Source organism: Chryseobacterium mucoviscidosis, assembly GCF_002177115.1.
GTDB lineage: Bacteria > Bacteroidota > Bacteroidia > Flavobacteriales > Weeksellaceae > Chryseobacterium > Chryseobacterium mucoviscidosis.
Genome location: NZ_MVAG01000064.1, coordinates 36,300 through 58,765 on the forward strand (window position 1 = coordinate 36,300; position 22,466 = coordinate 58,765).

Below are 22,466 nucleotides of genomic sequence, written 5' to 3' on the forward strand. Positions count from 1 at the left end.
TCTATTATTCTGCAAATTTTGGATTCATTATAAAATTTTTATCGCTTAACGTTTTCAGAAATGCGATGATGTTCTGTTTTTCAGAAGCGGTCATAGGAATTCCAACGTGACCGTTTTGCTTCAGCAACGGATCGAGGTTGGGCTGGTTTTCTACATTATCAGAATAAAAATTCATAACCGCTTCCAAACTGTAAAGTCTTCCGTCGTGCATATAAGGTGCTGTATATTCTACATTTCTGAGGCTTGGAACACGAAATTTCATATTGTCATTCCAGTCCAGCGTTACACGATATCTTCCTCTGTCGTCAAACTGCGGATTATAATACATTCCAGTATTCCGATAGCTTTCATCAGTAAATAAGTCTCCCGAATGACAAGATGCGCATTTATTCTGAAACAGAGCCATTCCCTGATTTTCTTCTGCTGAAAATACTTCTGTTCCTTTTTTCATCCTGTCGTACTTTGAATCCGCGGAAATCATGGTTGCCATAAACTGCGAAATGGCTTTGAGAATTTTTTCACCGGTAATGTTTTCGTCACCGAACGCTGCTTTAAACATTTTCTTGTAATTTGCATCAGCATTTAATTTTCCTACCGCTTCAGGAAGCGAGCTGTCCATCTCAAAATCTGTGGTAATGGGAACCAGAGATCTTTCGTCCAGATTGTGGCTGACTCCGTCCCATGTGTAATTTTTCAGAAATGCCATATTCTGTATTGGTGGTGCATTTCGGATGCCTAATCGGTCATCAATTCCATGGCTCACCGTATGACCGTGATGGGTAAAAGCATATTCCTGAATATGGCAGAATCCGCATGAGATGGTATTATTTCTGGATAATTTTCCTTCGTAAAAAAGTTTTTTCCCCAATGCTACTCCATTCACCGTGACCGGATTTCCTGTAATATCAAAAGTGATGTCCGGAAAACCCGCAGGTTTGTCGAGACGATAAGCTTCATCTTTTGGCAAAGGCTCCAAAACCTCATCTTCCGTGCAGGAAGTCAGGGGAAATACCACAATAAAGAGAAAAATCCAAAGAGAGCAGAATTGCCCTCTTTTGGATTGTATGAAAAAATTAATCATTGTGAACGTGATCTACTTTAAACATTTTAGAAATATTATTGGTAACATTCACCAAATGCTGGTTTGATCCCATTGCCATGTCGTTAGAAGTATCCAATGTTAAAGCAGTCTGTCCGCTCAGATATTGGTTAAGATCCGCTAAAATGTGAACCGATGGTGTAATCTGTTTTGATACTCTTGCCGTTGAAGGAAAATCAAGGGTAATTTCACGGTAAAGATCTGCAGTGTTGTTTGCTGCAGTGTTCCCCATATTTCCACAGTGGTTCATGAATTCTGTAGTGGCTGAAGAAGTTCCATATTTACCTTCCAGTTTTGTGAAGATGTATCCTGCCGCCCAAGACCAAGCCATTCCTGCGGTTTTTGCTTTCTGCCAGAAAACACCCTGTCCGCTTTGTCCCAAAAGGTAAGCGGACTGACTGATTCCTAAACCGATTCTTACTTTTTTGTAATTGTTTTTAGGAACTTCTTTCAGGTTGATGTAATTAATTCCGGCAACAGCTTCTGCCTGATCTACGATAAAAGCTCCGTTATCCGGATCATTATAATGGTATTTGAATTCTCCTCCGTTTTCATCGATTAAAGTGATGTTGCTGATTACATATTTCAAAGTAGAAAACTGGTGTTTTTGTCCGTTAACGGAAGTTTGTGTGGTCTGGTTTAAAACGATGTCTCCAAGGTTATTGAATCCGTTTTCGAATTTTAGCTGTAAACTTCCCGGAGTCGTGTCCAGAACTTCTTCATCGTCATTATTGCTGCAAGATGAAACGGTAAATAATGTAATTGCTACGAAAAGTAATGATAAGAATTTGTAAATTTTCATTTTGATTAAATTTAATTGTAAAAATTATTGTTGTTTAGTATTTATTTTTTGATAAATTTTAAAGTTTCATGTTCTTTTTTCCCAAAAAGCTGAAGGAAGTATACTCCCGGTTCTAAACTCTGAACCGTAAGTACAGAATTGTTTTGAACGGAATTGTTTCCTGTAACATCTCTCCCTGAACAATCAAAAATTTTGATGCTTTCAATCTGATATTTCGCAGTTATATGAATGACCTCATCTGCCGGATTAGGATATATGGAACTGGAAACGGTATGCTTACTCTCATCCTGAGTAGAAAGTGTTCCGTTGAAGATAAATTTCTGGATGCGGTGGTTTCCCATGTCTGTAACATAAAGATCTCCGTTTGGCGCCACAAAAACTCCTCTTGGACTTTTGAACTGATCTGCTCCACTTCCATTTACGTTTCCTCCTGCAATCACATTTCCGCTGGCCTGTCCTTCTTTTCAGGAAAGGATTCTTCTTCCTGTGTATTCAGCAATAATCATTGTTCCGTCGTTCATCATAAAAATACCGTTGGGTGCTTTCATTTGATTATTAGCGGTTCCGGAGCCATTGCCTCCCGCAACTGTTACTGCATTTGTACTGCCTGAAGAAAATTTCTGTACCCTGTTGTTAATATAATCTGTTACATAAAGATTCTCATTGTTGTCTACATAGATGGTTCCGTTAACAGAAGGATTGGCTAACTGATCTGCATTTGCGCCATAAGTACCCGCAGCAGCCAAAGTTCCGGAAGAATCTCCTATTGCCCATTTCACAATTCTGCTGTTTCCTGCATCAACAATATAGAAGGTGTTTCCTCTGAGATAAAATCCACCGGGCTTGTTTAGTTGATCAAGTGCTGCTCCTTCTCCATTTCCTCCGGCAACAGTAATTCCTGTTACGGCATTGGGTTCCCACTTTTGAATTCTTGCATTAAACGAATCCAGAACATAGATATTCTTATTATCGTCTACCCAAACACAAGTAGGAGTATTAAGCTGATTGGAATTACCTCCCGAACCATTTCCTCCGGCAACAGTAACTCCCTGATTTAATGCCGAATCCCATTTTACAATTCTATGATTTTGGGTGTCTGTAATGTATAAATTGCTGCTGCTATCAATAAAAACAGAGTAAGGAAAATTAAGCTGGTTATTTGCACCGCCCGCTCCGTTTCCTCCGGCAACGGTAATCCCCTGAGTATTCCACGAATATTGCTGGGAAAAAATAAGATTGAAAAAAGAGAAAACTATTACAGATAATATTTTTTGAAACATATCTTTATGAAATTTTGATCCGGGATATTTTTGCTCCGGATATATATTAAACAAATAAGAGAATCGGCAAAATGCTCTAATAAATTGATCTGTAAAAATCAATTATGGAAACGAAACGATTTCTTAAACCCATTCTGTTATGAGCAGATCCCGATTCTCTTGAAGAAAAAAGTTTTGTTGATATTTTTGAGGAATTTTCTGAACACTATTTTACAGGATTTTATAAAAAACACAGTTTTTATTTTCAGCATTGCGTATCCTCTGAAATATAAGGAGACCGAGGCCAACGATTACAGCCGTGGCATTACAGCTAAACGTTTAATTTTATGCAATTGCTTAACATTGACACTGTAAAACAATATCAGAAAAACCTTTATAGATTGTCCGGAAAATTATTCTTCTGCATTTTCAGAAACAGAAGAGATTATGCTACACTAATGGAGGATGAAAAACCTGAAAATAGTGTAAATGATGATAAGAATCGGCTTTGAATGTACCGACAGTATTTTTCAGAATATTTGATTTGAGGATGAAGCTGTCGTCTAAACTTTCATTTACGATAAAGATATCTATGGAATTCAGACTTATTTTCTGACTGCTTTTGTTTCCCTGCTCCTGAGTTTTTGAGAGTTCTTTTGAAAGGTAACATTTACCGTTACACATTAACTCTGGTTTCATTCTGTTTTCACAAAGTTCTTTAGTTATATAGTCGTAATTAACTGTATAATCTATAAATGGCAATATCGGACGTATTGTCATCTGAATAATCATGAAAATAGAAATGATATATTTCACGGAGCAAATTTAATAATACTTTTTGTTTTGTTATATGATATTAAACATAAAAAGGCAACTTACAAAAATTAATAAGCTGCCTTTTATGTAAATCAATTAATGTTCATCCTCAGCAGAACACAATCCTACAATTGTATGGAAAGTATCGTGCAGAGCAGTAAGAGATTTTGTAATATTTGCATCAGAATCTTTTTTCTTGATTTGTTTTTCAAGATCCTGACTGTCCTTAGAAAGTTTTGCAATGGCTTCCTTAACGCCTTTTTTGTTAAATTCAGCAGGAACAGCCGAAGTTTGCAATGCTTTTGCTTTTGATGCCATTTCTGCTGCTCTTGTTTTGATAGGCTGAAGATTGCCTTCTTCCGCAGGATGGAAAGTCTGAGACATCACGGTGTGAAAATCTTTCATAGCCTGCCAATCATCGAATTTTCCTTTTTTTGCTTTCGTTGCTTCTTCGTATCTTCTGCTGATTTCTTTCCAGTTGGTTACGTTCCAGATCGCGGTTAAATAATCTGCTCTTTTGTTCTGATATTTCAGGTAATACGCGTGTTCCCAAACATCGATCCCGAAAATAGGGGTTCCTTTTTCTTCTACAACATCCATTAAGGGGTTATCCTGATTGGGCGTTGAGGAAACAAATAATTTTCCGCTCTTATCCACAGAAAGCCATGCCCAACCTGATCCGAAACGGTCGGCTCCTGCTTTTGCCATCTTCGCTTTAAAAGCATCCATGCTTCCGAATGCTTCATTGATTGCTTTTGCAAGTTTTTCAGAAGGTTGTGTATTTTTTTCCGGAGTTAAGACGGTCCAGAACAACTCGTGATTGTAATGTCCTCCTGCGTTATTTCTTACGGCAGCCGGTAATTTTGAAGCATTGGACATGATCTCGAACAGGGTTTGTTTTTCCTGCGGCGTTCCTGCGATTGCTTTATTCAGGTTTGCAACATAGGCTGCTGCGTGTTTGGAATAATGAATTTCCATTGTCTGTGCGTCGATATTTCCTTCCAACGCATTGTAAGCATACGGCAACGGTGTCTGCTTAAACTGTGCAAACGCAAACTGCGCTGCAAAAACTGCACTCAGAGCAGCTACTTTCAAAATCTTCATACTATTTTATTTTTATGTGATTTATTTTGGCTGGGAGACAGATGATGGAAGCCTGAAGTTCTTTTACATACTCCATAAAACTTCCAGCCTCTAACTTCCATTTTCCAAACCTCTATTTCAATAATTTTTTAATATCCTCTATCAATATTTCTCTGTCGGGATGGTATTTCCCTGTCAGTTTCGGAGTTTTTCCTTCCGGATCTTCATAGTTTAATCCCGAATAATACAGGATCGGCATATTGTCTTTATTGTATCGGCAACGGATATTTCCTTCTTTATCCACAAGAGCAATCATTCCGCTATGATTAAGACTTTCGCTTTCATCTTCCTTATCTCCGACATAAATATTGAACTGATCTGCTAATTTACCAATATAATCTCTGTTTCCGGTTAAAAAATGCCAGTTCGGAGATTTTACGCCAATTCTTTGTGCGTGTTCCTTTAATGTCTGCGGAGTATCATTTTCCGGATCAATGCTTATAGAGATGATTCCGAAATCCGGATTGTTAATCTCCTCTTCAATGGCTCTCATGTTGGTATTCATGACCGGACAAATCGTGGGACATTTGCTGAAGAAAAATTCGACCAGATATACTTTTCCGAGCATATCTTTATTGGTAACCGTTTTGTTGTTCTGATCGGTCAATTTGAAATCCGGAATTTTCATTACGGTGTACAGATTTTTTTTGAAATACCCCATTCCGACACCGATCCCCAGAAAAAGTAAAGCAATAATCACAATCGGAACGATTACTTTGCTTTTGGAATTGCTGGTCTTTTTATTTTTTGGCATATTTCTCAGGATTCTTTTTGAATTCGTCTTTACAGTAAGCACTGCAAAAACCGTACGTTTTATTTTTATAGACTGCCGTATCTTTCATATCGGCTTCGGTGGGCATATTGCAGATGGGATCTACCGCATTGGCAAATTTCACTGTTTTTGTTCCGGAATTTGCAGTTGTTTTTGCTTTTTTATGCTTTACTTTAGGGGTTTCCTGTGCACATGCCATTAATGAAACAGACAATAGTGCTGTTAAGATAAGTTTTGATTTCATTTTTATTTACATTGAAATTATTAATGATATTTGAATAAAAATTTGATTGAATTTTTAAACTAAATTTAATACTTACTGAATTAATTTAAACCATTAAGAAGATTGAAGAAGTTAAGTCTTATTAAGAAATCATATTTATTTCAAGCTTCTGACATATATAAAGCAAGTCTAAAACTCTTAAAAGCTTATTGAAATTTATCCGTTAAAATAATTACTGAAAATTTAGTTTAAAACTTTACACAAGAGGAGGATGGAATATTCTGGAAAAATATTCTGAAGTATGAAAACTGATATAATCTGAGTCTGAGTTTTTGTTTAAAACACTCAACTGACTGTTATCTGAAAAGGAAAGTATTTCATGGGAGATAAATACATCAAGTCCTGAAATTTTTACTGTCTGATTGGTATTGGACTGTTTTTCTGTTTTTGCCAGTTCTTTTTCTACGTAGCATTTTCCTTTGCAGGTGGATTGCGGAATGTTTCTGTTTTCACAAAGGTTTTTTACGATGTAGTCATAATTAACGGCATAATTAATCAAAGGCAAAACGGGACGTAATGCAATCGTAAAAATGATAAATATGGAAACGAAAAACTTCAATGATGTATTCTACTCTACAAATATACTAATGAAATTTTGTTTTTAAGATAGATTATGATGAAAGTCAGTTTTGGCAATGGTTTAATTGTACGCTTTATTTTCGTAGAGATTTCTCAAATTCCACAGCTTCGGATAAATAATTTAAAGCATTAAAAATCCACAAAATCTGCAGGAAACTTTTTATTTTCTCCCGCAGATTTCGCAGATAAAGCTGATTAATATTCTACCACGAAACCACGGATTTTCACAGATGAATAAAAATGCTTTATGATGATTAAAGGAATCTGCGAAATCTGTAGGAGAAAATAAATTTTGGCTAAAGCCGGATTGAAAAATTTATCCTTGCAAACGGGCTAAAGCCCGTTCCTATTGATGATTAAACAGCTTTTTGACAATATATTCGCAATACAATAAGTTTCTATCATCCTACTTCCCTCTTCCGGCTTATTAAAACCTCATCCGTTGAATTCTTACCGCATTTAAAATGGCAAGTAACGCCACTCCGACGTCGGCGAAAACGGCTTCCCACATGGTTGCCAAACCTCCTGCTCCGAGAATTAGAACAACCGCTTTGATCGAAAATGCCAGAATGATATTTTGCCACACAATTTTCTTTGTCTGTTTTCCAATGTTAATGGCCATCGGGATTTTACCCGGCATATCATCCTGAATGACAACATCTGCTGTTTCAATCGTCGCATCACTTCCCAATCCGCCCATAGCAATTCCGACATCGCTTAACGCAACAACGGGAGCATCATTTACTCCGTCGCCTACAAAAGCAACGGTTTGATTTTTTGCTTTTATTTCCTTCACTTTATTGACTTTGTCTTCGGGAAGCAGATCTCCGTAAGCGTTCTGAATGCCTAATGTATCGGCAACGTGTTTCACGACGGAGGATTTATCTCCGCTCAGCATTGTGGTTTTTACTCCTAAAGATTTTAATTTATTGATGGTTAATTGTACATCAGTTTTAACAGAATCTGCAATTGTTAAATACCCTATAAATTTGTTGTCATATGCAACAGCAATTAAAGTATAGACGATATTTTCAGTCTGAATATCATATCTGATGTTGAATTTATCCATCAGTTTTAAGTTTCCGACCAACAGTTCTTTTCCGTTGATGACTGCTTTTAAACCATAACCTGCGATTTCTTCCACATTTTCCAACAGAATCGAATGATCGACTTCTCCCACATATTCATGAATAGCCGTTGCTACGGGATGTGAGCTTTTACTTTCCAGAGCATTAACGAGTTTTAAAATATCATCTGTATTACATTCATCATTAAAATTAACTTCCTGAACTTTGAATACGCCTTCCGTCATCGTTCCGGTTTTATCCATCACTACATTCTGAACGTTTGCCAAAATATCTAAGAAATTGCTTCCTTTAAATAAAATTCCGTTTCGGCTTCCCGCTCCGATTCCTCCGAAATATCCCAACGGAATGGAAATCACCAAAGCACACGGACAGGAGATCACAAGGAAAACCAAGGCTCTGTACAGCCACGCTCTGAACTGGTAATCTTCTACAAATAAATAGGGTATAAATGTGATTCCGATGGCAAGAAATACAACAATCGGGGTGTAGATTTTAGCAAATTTCCTGATGAATAATTCGGTGGGAGCTTTTTGAGCAGTCGCATTCTGAACGAGTTCTAAAATTTTGCTCAGTTTGCTATCTTTGTAAGCGGTGGTTACTTTTACTTCGCTTACTGTATTGAGATTGATCATTCCGGCTAAAACAGTTTCGCCTTTTGTTTTGGTATCGGGTTTACTTTCTCCGGTTAAAGCAGAAGTGTTGAATGAGGCAGTTTCAGATAATAATTCTCCGTCTAAGCCTAATTTTTCTCCGGATTTTAACTGAATGACATCTCCGATGTTTACTTTTTCGGCTTTCATAATCTGAGGTTTTCCGTCTTTTAAAACGGTCACCTCATCGGGACGCTGATCGAGTAAAGATTTGATATTGGTTTTGGCTCTTGTTACCGCCATTGCCTGAAAAACCTCGCCAACGGAATAAAAAAGCATGACCGCAACGCCTTCCGGATATTCTCCGATGGCAAAAGCACCTACGGTGGCGATTCCCATTAAGAAAAACTCGGAAAATACATCTCCGTTTTTTATGCTTTCGAACGCTTCTTTCAAAACCGGAAGACCAACCGGAATATAGGCGATGAGATACCAAACCGGACGAATCCAGCCGGAAAACCATTCAGCTTTGATGAAATGATCCAAAGCGATTCCTATTAATAACAATCCAAAAGAGATGATTGCAGGAAGAAACATCCTGAAAACAGACTGATCTCCCGTCTCATGAGAATGATCGTGGTCGTGACCTTCATGATGATGTTGGTGATCTTTTTTCGGTTTTGTGCTGCAGCATTCTTCCATAACTTAAATTTTTATTCAAAATTACAGTCAAAATGCGTGCAATGCTATTGCAAACTTTCCAGACAGTTTTCGCAGATTCCTTTAGCAAAAAGCCTTATTTCGTCGATCCTGAATTGGGTCTGAATGTTTTCGGGAAACGAAATATCTTCTTTACAGGTGGTCTGTTTGCAGATTTTACAGTAGAAATGAAGATGCCAGTCTTTGTGGGTATGTTCATCGCATCCATCGTGGCAGAGTTTGTATTTTGTTGTCGTATTTTCCTGAATGCTGTGTACGATTCCTTTTTCTTCAAATGTTTTCAGAGTGCGGTAAATGGTTGTCCGGTCTGCATTTTCAAAATGATTTTCAATTTCTGAAAGAGAAAGGGCGGCTTCCTGAGAACTCAAAAAATCGTACACCAAAATCCTCATGCTTGTAGGTTTGGTATTTTTATTTATTAATTTATTCTCAATGTCCTTTTTCATACGATTTTATTTAGCATATCCATTTCAAAGTTAGTGGTTTTAAAATTTGTTTCTGTGAATGTTCATTCTATTTTAATAAAAAAAGCTAAACAGCAAAAAAGAGCGGTTCATTACAAACCACTCTTGAAAAACACACTGCTTCAAAATACTGAAGTGTTAGTATAATCTTTGGATCGACAGATAAATTACTCTCATATTATCTGCTGTACTTGTTGTATTCATATTATCAACTGTTGGGAAATAATAGACTCTGTACCATTTATCATCTAAAGAAAGATCCATTGTAAGAACTTCCTGATGTCCGCCTTCCCCGCTTCCTGTTGCTCTTGGTGTTGTAGATCCTAAGATATCATTATATCCTACTCCGTAGTAAATTCCGTTATCGAGTTCCATATACGCAGAAGGAGCAAGGGTAGCTCCTGAACCTGTAGGTGTACTTGGAGCCAAAAGATAATTTGAGGCATTAAAACGGTCTACGTTGGTTAAGGCACTAAACCACAGTTTCACCGGAGATGAAGATGTATTTACCAGTCTTGGCCACATCGTTACGCTTCCGTTTCCTCCGTTGGAAGCTCCGTTGAACCATGCATCAAGTCTTATTTTTCCTCCGATAATCGGCAAATCTGTAACAAAAGCACTCATCCAGCCAGAGACATTTGCGGAAAATCCGGCTTTGTAAAATACGAGATCACCGGGAGCCAGCCCGTCTCCTGCTCCAATTACGGCATTACATGTTTTGCCTCCGATATTTAAAGAAAATGTAGTTGTAATGGGACTTGTTACGGTAGGTGTTCCGGAAACGGTATAACTCAGCGTTCCTGAGCCGGAGTTAAAATTTCCTGCGGATAAAGTTGCGGTAAGTCCGTTTACAGGACCTATTGTCTGTGCAGCATAAATTCCTCCGTTTCCTCCGGTATAAGGGACATTCATTGTGCCGGTATAAGGAACTCCTGTTGTGTATGTACTTGGAGAGAGGGTAATTCCGTTACAGGTAATTGTTCCTACTGTTCCGGGCGCTAAAGATCCGTTATTAAAGGTTCTCCACTCTGTTCCGTTCCAAAAAACATAGCCGTTATAGACTAATCCTCCGGTTCCTAAATTGTAAACCAAGAGTCCTGTTGCCGGAGAAGGGATGGTTGTCTGGTCTGTCTGTGAAGTTAGCGCTGCTTTCGGACCCAAAAAGCCTTTCTTGCTTCCTGAAGCCAGTCCGTCCACATTCACGTCCAGCAGTGCAGAAGAATTCGGCGAGTTGGTTCCAATCCCAACATTACCAGAAGAGGTTACCACAAAATCATTTGCCTGTTGTGCAGCCGTAGGATTTCCTGTTGACGGATTGTCTTTTGCTCCGTCTACATGAAAAATACCTTTTGGATTGGATGTATTAATCCCCACTTGGGAATAAAAAAGATTAAAGGCCACGATGGTCATCGATAAAATAATTTTTCTCATAAGAATGTTTTTTTAAGGGATTTTGAAAAAGACTTTTTAAAAACTCATTTTCAGTTTTGCTTCATTTGTTGTTTTTAGAATTTATAGACTCTGATTGATCTGTTTATTTTTTTATGCAGATTAAATATTCTTTATATACTGACTTTATGAAAAATCGGAATGACGTGTTTAATTAATATTCATTATCAATTTATTTTCTCTAATTTTGAACTCTATTGTTCTTTTTGTTTGTAATAAATAAAAAGATCTTCATCACCTTGTCACAAAAATGCCCTATTCTTAGAAGCATTGATCTTGTACATTTTTTAGTTAAAAATTGTTTTGCAAAGTTATTTCCTCTGATAAATCAAAAAAAGAGCTATGCAAATCATAATTCTGAAAATGATTTACAATGATTATATTTGCTTACATATCAATACTTTAAAAAAGTCATTTATTGAAAATGCCTGCTTAAACTTGTAAAAATGAAGTAAAATACAAATGAGTACAAAATTTGAACAAATTGAAAAACTGAAACAGGAACTCATGGACAGGTATGTGATTCTCATGCTTGCCATTTTAGCTTTTTATATTTTTATCTTTACATTTTATACTTATGATAATTTTCTTATCTGGTATTTGGGATCGGCATTATTTTTTCTGGGATACACTTATTTTCTGATGAGAGGAAGATTTAAACAATCTACAATTGTTCATCTTCATCTTTTAATTGCGCCTCTTTTCAATATTTATATTGTACTGGCATTTTGGGATTATTCTGTGGTAAGTTTTTGCTGGTATCTGCCAATTCCTATCGGAGCCTACATTTTCTTTTCAAAAAAAGAGGTTTTTCTTTACACGCTTTATACCGTACTTATTATTTTAGCCTGTTATTTTATTACCGCAAATTTCAATCTGGAATTTCCTGAACGTACCCAGAAAACGGTTTTGTTCACAGATATTATCATCATTATTTCTAATATTTTAGTGGTTACGCTGCTTATTTATTATAAAGACAAAATAAGAAGGCTGGAAATTCTTTCGGAATTTGAGAAAACAGAAAAGATAATAATTGCAGAGGATAAAAAAACAGCGGATATCTCTGCCGAAAGTACTGCCGAAAACATAGAGAGTATGGAAAAACTTTTTTCCAGAATTGAAATTTCCATGAATGAAAAACTGTTATTTAAGGATATGAAATTCAACCTTTCTGCTTTGAGTGTTGCATTGGAAGTTAACAGCAGTTATATTTCAAAAGCAATCCGTTACAAAGGGTATCCTAATTTTAACAGTTATCTGAATACGTGCAGGGTAAATTATGTGAAAAAACTATTCACCGAAATCGATTTTCAGAAAGCAACGTTAATGTATTTGTACACGGAAGCCGGTTTTTCGAACCAGTCGACTTTTAACCGTGCTTTTAAACAGATTGAAGGGATAACGCCTTCGGAATATTTCCAGAAACATCTTAAAAATACCATTTAATTGTGTTTTTAAAATGTGCTATCTTTGAATAAATTATTTTCAATGAAAATTCTTATCGTGAATGGTCCCAATCTGAATTTATTAGGAACCCGAGAGCCAGAAATTTACGGAACAGTTTCCATGGAGGATTATCTGGATCGTCTCAGAGCCGATTTTCCTTCGCATAAACTGGAATATTATCAGTCTAATATCGAGGGTGAAATTATCAACCAGCTTCAGAAAGATGAATTTGATGCCCTGATTATTAATCCGGGAGCTTTTACGCATTATTCTTATGCTATTGCCGACTGTTTAAAGAATATCCGAAAACCAAAAGTTGAGGTTCACATCAGCAATATTTACAAAAGAGAAGAATTCCGCCAGAAATCTGTAACTGCGGCAAATACGGATGCTGTTTTATCCGGTTTCGGGATGGAAGGCTACAGACTGGCTGTTTTAAGTCTGAAATAATTTCCCTAGAAATTTTCAGGAATACAAATAAAAAAATCCTCATCGCACGATGAGGATTTCTATTTTTAGTTGGTTGTCTGCTCCTGTAACTGAGGACCGGAAGGAATTAATTTTTTACCTTCTTCGGTATTGCAGTACTGCTCAAAGTTTTTAATATATCTTGAAGCTAAGTCTTTTGCTTTTTCTTCCCATTCAGAAGCATCATTATACGTATTTCTAGGATCTAAGATTCCTTCTGAAACATTTGGCAATGCGGTAGGAACTTCCAGATTTATGATCGGAATTCTTGTTTTCGGAGCATTTTCGATAGATCCGTCGATGATCGCATCGATAATAGCTCTTGTATCTTTCAGAGAAATTCTCTTTCCTGTTCCGTTCCATCCTGTGTTTACCAGATATGCTTTTGCACCGTGTTCTTTCATTTTCCCGATTAATGTTTTAGAGTACATTGTTGGGTGCAATGTTAAGAAAGCTTCCCCGAATGCAGGAGAGAAAGACGGTTCCGGAGAGATAATTCCTCTTTCAGTTCCCGCTAATTTCGATGTATACCCGCAAAGGAAGTGGTATTGTGCCTGATCTTCATCCAAAATAGAAACCGGAGGCAATACTCCGAAAGCATCTGCTGAAAGATAAACGATCTTTTTTGCGTGTCCTGCTTTTGAAGGCAGAACAATTTTATTGATATGATAAATAGGATAAGAAACTCTTGTATTTTCTGTGATTGATCCGTCTGTATAATCTGAAACTCCGTTGTTTACCACCACGTTTTCCAAAAGCGCATCTCTTTTAATGGCTCTGAAAATATCCGGTTCTTTTTCTTCCGAAAGATCGATTACTTTTGCATAGCAACCTCCTTCATAGTTGAACACTCCGTTGTTATCCCAACCGTGTTCGTCGTCTCCGATCAGATATCTTTTAGGATCTGCAGACAAAGTTGTTTTTCCTGTTCCTGAAAGTCCGAAGAAAAGAGCTACGTCTCCTTCTTCTCCAACATTTGCAGAACAGTGCATTGAAGCCATTCCTTTTAGCGGAAGGTAATAGTTCATCATTGCGAACATTCCTTTTTTCATCTCTCCGCCGTACCATGTTCCTCCGATGATCTGAAGTTTTTCAGTAAGGTTGAACATCACGAAGTTTTCAGAATTCAGTTCCTGTGCTTCCCAGTTTGGATTCGTTGTTTTAGAACCATTGATTACGGTAAAATCCGGCTCACCAAAGTTTTCCAGCTCATAATGAGAAGGACGGATAAACATATTGGTAACGAAATGTGCCTGCCACGCTACTTCAACGATGAACCTCACTTTTAGTCTCGTATCTGCATTGGTTCCGCAGAAAGCATCTACTACATAAATTTTCTTTGCAGCAGCAAGTTGGTTCAGCACTAAATCTTTACAAGACGCAAAAATTTCCGGAGTAGTCGGCAAGTTTACTTTTCCGTCCCAGAAAATCGTTTCTCTTGTAACATCATCCTGAACTATGTACCTGTCTTTAGGAGAACGACCTGTGAAAATTCCTGTTTTTACTGATACTGCACCAGATTCCGTAAGCTCAGCTTTCTCAAAGCCCTGATTTTCAGGAGAAACTTCAGCCTGATACAATTCTTCGTAAGACGGATTGTACACTACTTCGTAATTTCCTTTAATCCCTAATTTTTCTAAATCTTGGATGATTTTAGCGTGTTTCATTTTACTTATATTTTCTATTTCTTTTTTGGGTATAACAAAATTAAATATTAATTAATTGTTAAAGGTGGTTAAATATAATGATATAAGTCAGAATGACAAATAAAAAATAAACCTTGTAAAAAATTGAAAATCAAGCAATTATTTCACACCATTCGAAAATTGTGTGAAAACCTTTTCCCCAAAAATAGTCCTTAAAGCCATCAAATTTTGAGCTCATTACAAAATCTCCTCCCCAAGCTCCCAAACTTTTGACAAAAATAGGGCAATCTGGAAAAAATTTAGCCTTAACTGTAGGAATTTCAAGAAAATTCGATATTTTTTGCTCATGAATCAACATTAGTTCAGAAAAATTTTCCAATTCATTGCATAGTAAAATATTTCTTGTAATATCCGAAAATTCATCAACCCTTTTTTGGGACCTGGTTTTAGACTTGTAAAAACTGATTCCTTCACGGCTGTCCTGTTTTTGATTTAAGTGAATAAAAATCAATTCATCTTTAAAAGAAGGATTAAAATTTATCTTTTCATATTTAATTTCAGGAACACTTTGATACAGCACTGCCGATTTCTCTTTTGCCACAGCAATATCGTATCCGCTTCCGCCCAGACTTATCTTATTCAAATAAAATGGATCGATCTCCGCCCACTCCGCAAGATTGGTCATTAAAGTTGAACTGCTTCCTAAACCGTAATCTGCAGGAAACTGAAGGTTGGTTTTTAAATGGTAAGTAAAGTTATTTTTGAATGTAGTTGTAGAAAGTGACTGAACATTTTTTAATGTCCTTAAAATAAATTCAGCACTTGCCGGAATATTGGTTTCTAAAATCTGCCAGTTCTGGTAATCGATGACAGCTTTCAGCCATAATTTATTCTGATGATAGGCTTCCCAGAAAATGAGAGATTTTTCATCGTGAATTTCTTCAAAAGAAAACTCTTGTCCCAGCTTGGTAGGTACCGCTAAGACAAGAGCTCCGTCCATTGCGAAATATTCTGAAGTAAGCATCAGCTTTCCCGGTGAAAATATCTCGCCCATGATTTTTTTATTAATTAGATTGCTGAAGCTACATCTACAGAAGAATCAATTTTTTTGATGAGTCCCTGTAATGTTTTTCCCGGTCCTACTTCCACGAAGTTATTGGCACCGTCTTTAATCATATTCTGAACAGACTGCGTCCATTTTACAGGACCTGTAAGCTGTGCAATTAGGTTTTTCTTAATTTCTTCAGGATCAGAAACTGCGGTGGTGGTAATATTCTGGTATACCGGAATGGTTGCTTTTCTGAATTTTGTTTTTTCTATTGCCGCAGCCAATCTTTCCTGCGCCGGCTGCATCAATGGAGAATGGAATGCTCCGTTTACAGGCAATAATAAGGCTCTTTTTGCTCCTGCTTCTTTCAGCTTTGCACAAGCTTCTTCTACAGACGCTGTTTCGCCGGAAATAACCAACTGTCCCGGACAGTTATAATTTGCGGGAACAACAACTCCGCTGATTGCTGCACAGATTTCTTCCACTTTAGCATCTTCCAGTCCTAAAATAGCTGCCATAGAACTTGGATTGGCATCACAGGCTTCCTGCATTGCTTTTGCTCTTTCGGAAACCAGTTTCAGACCGTCGTCAAAAGATAAAACTCCATTGGCAACCAATGCTGAAAATTCTCCTAAAGAATGTCCTGCAACCATTTCAGCTCCAAGACCGTTTACTGCTTTCAGGGCAGCAACCGAGTGGATAAAAATTGAAGGCTGGGTAACCTCCGTTTTTTTAAGATCTTCATCCGTTCCTCTGAACATCATCGAAAGGATATCAAACCCTAAAATTTCGTTGGCAGATTCCATCAGATCTTTGATGTCTTTTCTAGAATCGTATAATTCTTTTCCCATTCCTACGAACTGAGAACCCTGCCCTGGAAATACAAGTGCTTTCATGTATTAATTTAAAATATTATGCAAATATAATTATAATGTTAACAATATTCTTTAAAACACAATCAAATGATTATGGAACCAATCTGATAACACGGTATCCTGTGTTTACATAGGCTCCGTTTGCTTTGGATTTTACAAACTCAAATTTTGTGGCAAGCTGAGTCTGAACTTTATTCATTTGCTTGAAAATTTCTCCTTTTTTGTTTTCTCTGGTCAGCATATCATTCACAATATCAAAACCTACGATGGCAAATTTTGGAGGTGTTTTACAGTATTTATTTTTATAAGCGGCAAGAATTTCTTTTTCAAAGCTTCCTTCTGTATTGATCTTTCTGTCCATTAAATAGACAAGATTTGCCAGACTAAGATCATCTACTTTTTTCTCGAAAACCGGAGCATAATGCATACTGAAAGCTTTTACTCCCTGAACTTCTTTGGATAAAGCGATTACTCTGTTGGCGAAAGCTTCACCTGCCGAATCACTATCACTTGCTAAAATCGCGATCACCGGAGCAGACTGTCCTGTCATCATATTTTTATCAAGCTGAATATCCGCTGATGAATTTACGATGGTGATGTTTGGATTTTTAAGCGTTTTTTCAAGACCAGCTTTAATGTAGTTGGCATTTTCTTTTTTGGAATCGGCAACCACATAAATTTTCTGATCCGAGAATGCAGATTTTACTTCTTCTACAATTTTATCGGCATAGGTCTGATCGTTGGTTTCCACAATAATCAGGTTGCTGTAGTTGTATAATTCAGGAGAGTTGGCAAATGGTGCAACAATCGGGATTTTCTGGTTTTTCGTGAAGTCCAGAACATCTACAACGTTCGACTTGAAGAAGGGACCGATAATTAAGTCTGTATTATCCGGATTTATCTGGGTTAATGAATTTCGGAACGAAGCTTCGTTTCCGGAATCCACAATTTTTATATCTAATTTTTGTCCGTTTCTGGCATTTCTTTCAATGGCAAGTTTTGCCCCCGTAAGAAAATCCAAAGCCATTGTACGATATTGTGTTTCTCCTGTGCTGTAGCCAAAAGGAAGCATCATTACAACGCTTAACGCATCACCGTTTTTCTTTACATAGGCAGGATCCAGTTTTTTAATTTTTAAAACCATTCCTGTTTTCAGTCCTTTGGAAAGTTCAGGATTCAGCGCAATCAGTTCATCTATTGTAACTCCAAATTTATTCACAATCGAGAAAACGGTATCTCCCTGCTGAACAGTATAGGTTACATAATCGTCTTCCGAAGAAACCGTGTTCGATGAAGATTTTTCATTACCTGAATCTACTTTGGTTTTCGGATTTGAATTTTCTTCAAAAATATCAGCTCCGGAATTTTTTGTTCCTGCTTTTTTTATTTTAATTGTTTCCCCCGGTTTTAGTCCTTTTTCTTCCAATCCGGGATTAAGGGCAAACAATTCTTCTTTTGTAATATTGAACTGTCTTGAAATTCTGTAGTAATTGTCTTTCTGCTGTACAATATATTCGTCTTCCGAAGCTTTTGCTCTATGAGTTTCAGCAACAGTTTCAACAGTTTTTTCTACCGGAGAAGTATGTACGGCAATACTCTGTTCTCCGCCATATTTTTTAATGCTTTCAAGAGGCAGGGTAACTTCATCTCCGATCTTCATGTGAGCATCCAATTCAGGATTCATTTTTCTGAGGTCTGTTTCGGATATTCTGTATTGTTTTGTGATTCCGTAGATGGTTTGTTTTGGCTGAAGAATTATTTTTCCAAGCTGAGAATTATTTACAGGCTTTGAACCAGCAGGTGTTTTTGATGAAGCAGGAGCTGCTTTATCATTTTTTACTGTAAGAACATCTCCAAGCGCCAATTTACCGTCCTTCACTTTAGGATTTAGTTTTAGCAATTCTTCTACAGTAAGTCCGTATTTTTTAGCAATGTTATAAGGAGTATCTCCTTTTACAACGGTGTGCGATTTCTGGGCAGACATACCCAAAACCATACATAAACTGGATAGAATAAAAAACCTCTTTATCATATTCGGTGATTATAAATGCAAAAATACTTCTTTAAAATTAAATGACAATAATTATTGGTTTTGAAAAGACTTTCTGTTAACATTCAGAGTGTTACTTTGGGATAGAATTGAATTTCTTCGTTATGCTCCAAATAATAGATCTTTCAGTTTAAGAATTATTATCCTGAGAATTTCAGAACATCTTTTTTGTAGACGAAAGAGAAGAATTTTTCTGCATCATTTCATTTATTTTTAAAACGCAATAATAGATTCTTTATCCTTAATAAGCAATAATTATAAATTCTGATTTTTCTATTTCTATTTTTTCTAAACAAAAATCTAACCACTGATATCCATGATCTGCAAAAAATACGCTAAAATTATAAACTCTTTCCTGCCAATTCTTAGAAGGATTTACATCTAAAAACAGTTTTTCCAGTCTTTCCATCAATTCGCTTTTTTTAATCTTTTCTGCATGAAGAAGACGTTTTTTCATTCTTTTAAAAGATTTCAACTGTCTTATTTCTTCGGCTTTCACCATATTTCCGAAAGATTTTTCGGTGGTTTCGGCGATATTTTTAAGTTTGGCAAACTGACTGATGAGTGTATTTTCCTTTTGTTCCAACATTTCCAGAATGGAATTATCTTCCAACATTTTATTGTTGATGACTGTTGTAAAGTTCTGGAAGAAATCTTCTACTTTCAGATTCAGTTTTTCTATTTTCCCGAGTGTTTTTTCTTTTAAAAACAGCATGGAATTTCGGGGAATCAGGATCGGAAAAGGAATATTTATTTTTGAAAAGTAATCTTTGAGTTCCAGCCAATACATGATTTCTGCATTTCCTCCAATGTAAGCAAGGTTAGGAAGAATTGTTTCCTGATAAACTGGACGCATCAGAGCATTCGGGCTAAATTTTTCCGGATAATTTTCAAGTTCATTTAAAATTTCTTCTTTGGTAAACTGAATATTTTTATCTACAACGAAGTATTTCTGACCGTCAAAATCAATCCTGTCTCTTGTATCGGAAAGATAGAATAAATTAATTTCGCGAGGATTTACCTGAACTTTACCATATTTTCCGGTTAAGAAATCTACTTTTTCTTTTGAATTTTTATATAAGCTGAAGTTCAGCAGTTCATCTTTAAAGGTTTCTTTGATCTGATTTTTAAGCGCTTTAGAATCACCATCTAAAATTAATAAACCAAAGTCTGAAAACAGTCTGTTGACTAAAATCTGGATTGCCTGAGTTAATGTATTTCCGGATTTATAAGCTTCTTTCAGCATTAAAATCAGTTCGGTTCCGAAAACATAGTCTTTGAATTCTCTTTCAAATTCAGATATGAAAAATGTATCGTTAATTTCTATCCTTCCAACCGGACTACCTGATTTTTCGTTTATTTCGTAGAAATTGTTCTCGGTTTTAAAGTGATTGATTTCCGCAAAGTCGTGATCTTCGGAAGCCATCCAGTATACAGGAACAAAATTAAATTCAGGAAAATTTTCTTTTAAGTAAGTACAGGTTTTAATGGTCTGTAAAATCTTGTATATAAAAAAGACGGGTCCTGAAAAGAGATTCAACTGATGACCGGTTGTAATGGTGAAGGTATTGGAAAGCCTTAAATGATCTATATTTTCGTTCTGTTTAGAAGAAAGTTCAAGATGGGCAAGCTGCCTTTCTAAATTACCGGCTAAAATATTTCTCTGATCCGCCGTGAAAGAATTCTGTTTCTGCGCGATCTGTTTCTTAAAATGGTCTAAAGAAAATGTTTTTTCTTCAAATCCCTCGATATCATGATTTAAAAAATCTTTGATTAACTGAGGGATGCTTTGGATATCCTGAAAAGATATTTTTTTTATAGTTTTCAACTTGATATATATTTTAGTTGAACAAATACCATACGATTCCCAGATTCAGCCTAAAATCGTAGACCGGATAACTTGGAAATGCATATGCTTTGTTGTTAGAAAGGAAAGTTCCGACCTGTTGTCCTTCGATAAAAAAGAACATTTTTTTAACTTTCAGATTGAAGTAAACATCGGCAATCGGCTGTCCTCCGATAGAAAATGAATTGGAACCCGGCAAAATATATTCGTTAAGAATAGGGAAAAATTCCCGAGATGCAAATTTCGAAAAATAATATACTTTAATTCCGGTCTGAATTTCTGCCGCATTTTTAAAGGCTTTGGACTGGAAGAAGAAATTGGCACGACCTATAAAACTGGGTAACGGAAGTAAATCTTTGTTGGTTAAAACGTTCTGGAAGTGCAGTCTTGTATTTAAATGAAATTTACCATAGCTGAATGTAGCGTCACCTCCGATCTGCGAAATATTAACGGGACTTCCGCTTTGCTGAGGCATGGCAATTGCATCAAAGTAGGTATAATTATCTATTCTGAAATAGTTTGCGAACAATTCTGTTTTGAACCACTTTAAGCCAACACTTCCTCCGATTTCTGAGATGGTTTGGTTCTGTGCGTTTTGAAAATAATAGTTGTAATTATTATACACAGAAGTATTCAACAGATAATTGAATGATGGATATGCGCTTTGAAAGTTTACTTTTGCATTCACAAAGTAATCTTTTACCGGTTCGAATTTCAGATTGTTGGTTGTTTTTAAATAGGTTCCGAACTGGCTTCCGTTAGAAAATTCCAAAAATGAATTTAACTGGATTTTATCAAAAAGTTTAATCTGTAAGTTTCCGACTGCCCCGATTCGGCTTTCTTTAATTTCTGTAGGAATCACTAAAATCGGAAGGGTAATTTCATTGGAGCCAAATTTCAGCATCTGGTAACGAAGACCGGCATCAAGTTTAAATTTCTCATTGTCCCAAACCAGACTTACCGTATTGCTGAAGTTATCTGAATATTTTTTTGAAGTAAGCGGAGCTCCTGTCACCAGCTCATCCGGAGCATCGTACCAGTAAGTTTCAGCGGCACTTTGGGCATAGTAATATTTGTTTCCCTGATGAGAAATGGTATGTCTTATTTTAAAAGGAATTTTTTCTGATTTAAACGGGGCAAACTGATGGGTTAAATAATATCTTCTGTAGGAATACTGTGAACTTGAAGAGGTAAGATTCACCTGCATATTCTGCCTGTTCCTTGAATTGCTGTCTCCGTTTTGAAATAAACTGTCTACTGCAATTCCTCCATTTTCCTGATTGTTCACATTCTGATGAAGATAGTGTGCAAACAATTCATAATTTCCGCTTTTTGAGACGTAATGTCCTGTAAACAAAGTATTGTTATTGGATGCCAATGAATTTCTGTACATTCCCTGAGAACGCAATCCGCTGTATTCCAAAGAAAAATTAAATCTTTTCCCAATGTTTTGTGTGTATGAAGATCTTAAAGCGGCTCCATTTTTCATTGCATTATGATAAATGAAGGTTGCGGTCGGCGTTTTTACGTCATAGTAATTGATGTCATTAACGCCTAAAATCCAATATGATTTGTTGGTTGGTAATAGTGCTAAATTTTGTTCGGCATTCACTTCATATGTTAGCGGATTAAATCCTGCACCTATGTTTGCGACCTGCGCTCTTCCAAAGTTATCTTTATTGTTATACTGAGAAAAAATATACGTTTTATCGAAAGTCATTACCGTATCAAAGACTTTCTTTTCAGAAAACTGCTTTTGATAGAGATAATCATTAATAGTCGGCTTAAATATTTTTAAAGAGTCTTTTTTCCCGGAATCGATAACGAGCGTGTCTTTATCTTTGGGAAGTTTATTGAAGTCCGTTTTGTTGACGACCTGGGCTTGAGCTGCCACACTCAGGAAAAATATGATGGAAAATAGGTATTTCATTTATTTTTATTGTAAAGCAAAAATAAGAAATAATAGGGAATAAAAAACCCCGCTTGAATTGCGGGGTTGATAAAAAATATTCAATTTAGTTTT

The 22,466-nt window shown here is 36.4% G+C and carries 19 protein-coding genes and 1 pseudogene; 2 read left to right on the forward strand and 18 right to left on the reverse strand.

Annotation, left to right across the window (positions count from 1 at the left end):
- Positions 1 to 4 precede the first annotated feature (4 nt).
- The 12 genes and pseudogenes from B0E34_RS02715 to B0E34_RS20975 all read right to left on the reverse strand — a co-directional run bounded on the left by B0E34_RS02715 (position 5) and on the right by B0E34_RS20975 (position 11,046).
- The gene (locus tag B0E34_RS02715) at positions 5 to 1,081 is read right to left on the reverse strand and encodes a cytochrome-c peroxidase (RefSeq protein WP_087706535.1); all 1,077 of its coding nucleotides are present in this window, start codon (positions 1,079 to 1,081) and stop codon (positions 5 to 7) included.
- Positions 1,074 to 1,901 (reverse strand): MbnP family protein, encoded by an 828-nt coding sequence (locus B0E34_RS02720; RefSeq protein WP_087706537.1) that lies wholly within the window; start codon positions 1,899 to 1,901, stop codon positions 1,074 to 1,076. The genes B0E34_RS02715 and B0E34_RS02720 overlap by 8 nt, the downstream gene beginning before the upstream one ends.
- A 41-nt stretch (positions 1,902 to 1,942) precedes the next feature.
- Positions 1,943 to 2,341 (reverse strand): T9SS type A sorting domain-containing protein, encoded by a 399-nt coding sequence (locus tag B0E34_RS02725; RefSeq protein WP_087706539.1) that lies wholly within the window; start codon positions 2,339 to 2,341, stop codon positions 1,943 to 1,945.
- A 24-nt stretch (positions 2,342 to 2,365) separates the two neighbouring features.
- A complete protein-coding gene (locus B0E34_RS02730; RefSeq protein ID WP_123956512.1) occupies positions 2,366 to 3,181 on the reverse strand; it encodes an NHL repeat-containing protein in 816 nt (271 codons plus the stop codon).
- A gap of 429 nt (positions 3,182 to 3,610) precedes the next feature.
- Positions 3,611 to 3,976 carry a hypothetical protein gene (locus B0E34_RS21085; protein WP_123956515.1) on the reverse strand — a complete coding sequence of 122 codons (366 nt, stop codon included), beginning with the start codon at positions 3,974 to 3,976 and terminating at the stop codon, positions 3,611 to 3,613.
- Positions 3,977 to 4,420: 444 nt separating this feature from the next.
- Positions 4,421 to 5,080: pseudogene (locus B0E34_RS02740) on the reverse strand (superoxide dismutase); the annotation flags it as partial.
- A gap of 112 nt (positions 5,081 to 5,192) precedes the next feature.
- A complete protein-coding gene (locus B0E34_RS02745; protein ID WP_087706545.1) occupies positions 5,193 to 5,873 on the reverse strand; it encodes an SCO family protein in 681 nt (226 codons plus the stop codon).
- On the reverse strand, positions 5,860 to 6,135 hold the full coding sequence (locus B0E34_RS02750) for a YHS domain-containing protein (protein WP_050378248.1): 276 nt from the start codon (positions 6,133 to 6,135) through the stop codon (positions 5,860 to 5,862). Before B0E34_RS02750 ends, B0E34_RS02745 begins: the two co-directional genes overlap by 14 nt.
- A 235-nt stretch (positions 6,136 to 6,370) precedes the next feature.
- Complete coding sequence (locus B0E34_RS02755; RefSeq protein WP_087706547.1) at positions 6,371 to 6,733, reverse strand: hypothetical protein; 363 nt, start codon at positions 6,731 to 6,733, stop codon at positions 6,371 to 6,373.
- 447 nt (positions 6,734 to 7,180) lie between these two features.
- Entirely contained in the window at positions 7,181 to 9,133 is a 1,953-nt protein-coding gene (locus tag B0E34_RS02760) for a heavy metal translocating P-type ATPase (protein ID WP_087706548.1), read from the reverse strand.
- A 44-nt stretch (positions 9,134 to 9,177) separates the two neighbouring features.
- On the reverse strand, positions 9,178 to 9,597 hold the full coding sequence (locus B0E34_RS02765) for a Fur family transcriptional regulator (protein ID WP_087706550.1): 420 nt from the start codon (positions 9,595 to 9,597) through the stop codon (positions 9,178 to 9,180).
- Positions 9,598 to 9,753: 156 nt separating this feature from the next.
- Positions 9,754 to 11,046 carry a phage tail-like protein gene (locus B0E34_RS20975; protein ID WP_106408101.1) on the reverse strand — a complete coding sequence of 431 codons (1,293 nt, stop codon included), beginning with the start codon at positions 11,044 to 11,046 and terminating at the stop codon, positions 9,754 to 9,756.
- 480 nt (positions 11,047 to 11,526) lie between these two features.
- Between B0E34_RS20975 and B0E34_RS02775 the strand changes: the two genes are divergently transcribed.
- Both B0E34_RS02775 and B0E34_RS02780 read left to right on the forward strand, forming a co-directional pair.
- Positions 11,527 to 12,510 carry a helix-turn-helix domain-containing protein gene (locus B0E34_RS02775; protein ID WP_087706552.1) on the forward strand — a complete coding sequence of 328 codons (984 nt, stop codon included), beginning with the start codon at positions 11,527 to 11,529 and terminating at the stop codon, positions 12,508 to 12,510.
- Positions 12,511 to 12,552: 42 nt separating this feature from the next.
- Entirely contained in the window at positions 12,553 to 12,960 is a 408-nt protein-coding gene (locus B0E34_RS02780; protein ID WP_087706554.1) for a type II 3-dehydroquinate dehydratase, read from the forward strand.
- Positions 12,961 to 13,025: 65 nt separating this feature from the next.
- Here B0E34_RS02780 and pckA read toward each other — a convergent pair whose 3' ends face one another.
- From pckA to B0E34_RS02810, 6 genes are all read right to left on the reverse strand, one after another.
- Positions 13,026 to 14,645, reverse strand: a complete 1,620-nt coding sequence (gene pckA, locus B0E34_RS02785) for a phosphoenolpyruvate carboxykinase (ATP) (RefSeq protein WP_087706556.1) — start codon at positions 14,643 to 14,645, stop codon at positions 13,026 to 13,028.
- Positions 14,646 to 14,775: 130 nt separating this feature from the next.
- The gene (locus B0E34_RS02790) at positions 14,776 to 15,678 is read right to left on the reverse strand and encodes a GYDIA family GHMP kinase (protein ID WP_087706558.1); all 903 of its coding nucleotides are present in this window, start codon (positions 15,676 to 15,678) and stop codon (positions 14,776 to 14,778) included.
- A gap of 14 nt (positions 15,679 to 15,692) precedes the next feature.
- A complete protein-coding gene (gene fabD / locus B0E34_RS02795) occupies positions 15,693 to 16,568 on the reverse strand; it encodes an ACP S-malonyltransferase (protein ID WP_087706559.1) in 876 nt (291 codons plus the stop codon).
- 70 nt (positions 16,569 to 16,638) lie between these two features.
- Positions 16,639 to 18,579, reverse strand: coding sequence for a LysM peptidoglycan-binding domain-containing protein (locus tag B0E34_RS02800; protein ID WP_228423000.1), 1,941 nt, complete (start codon positions 18,577 to 18,579; stop codon positions 16,639 to 16,641).
- Positions 18,580 to 18,838: 259 nt separating this feature from the next.
- Positions 18,839 to 20,425 carry a bacillithiol biosynthesis cysteine-adding enzyme BshC gene (gene bshC / locus B0E34_RS02805; RefSeq protein WP_087706563.1) on the reverse strand — a complete coding sequence of 529 codons (1,587 nt, stop codon included), beginning with the start codon at positions 20,423 to 20,425 and terminating at the stop codon, positions 18,839 to 18,841.
- Between the two features lie 13 nt (positions 20,426 to 20,438).
- Entirely contained in the window at positions 20,439 to 22,373 is a 1,935-nt protein-coding gene (locus B0E34_RS02810; protein ID WP_076391768.1) for a putative porin, read from the reverse strand.
- Between the last annotated feature and the right edge of the window lie 93 nt (positions 22,374 to 22,466).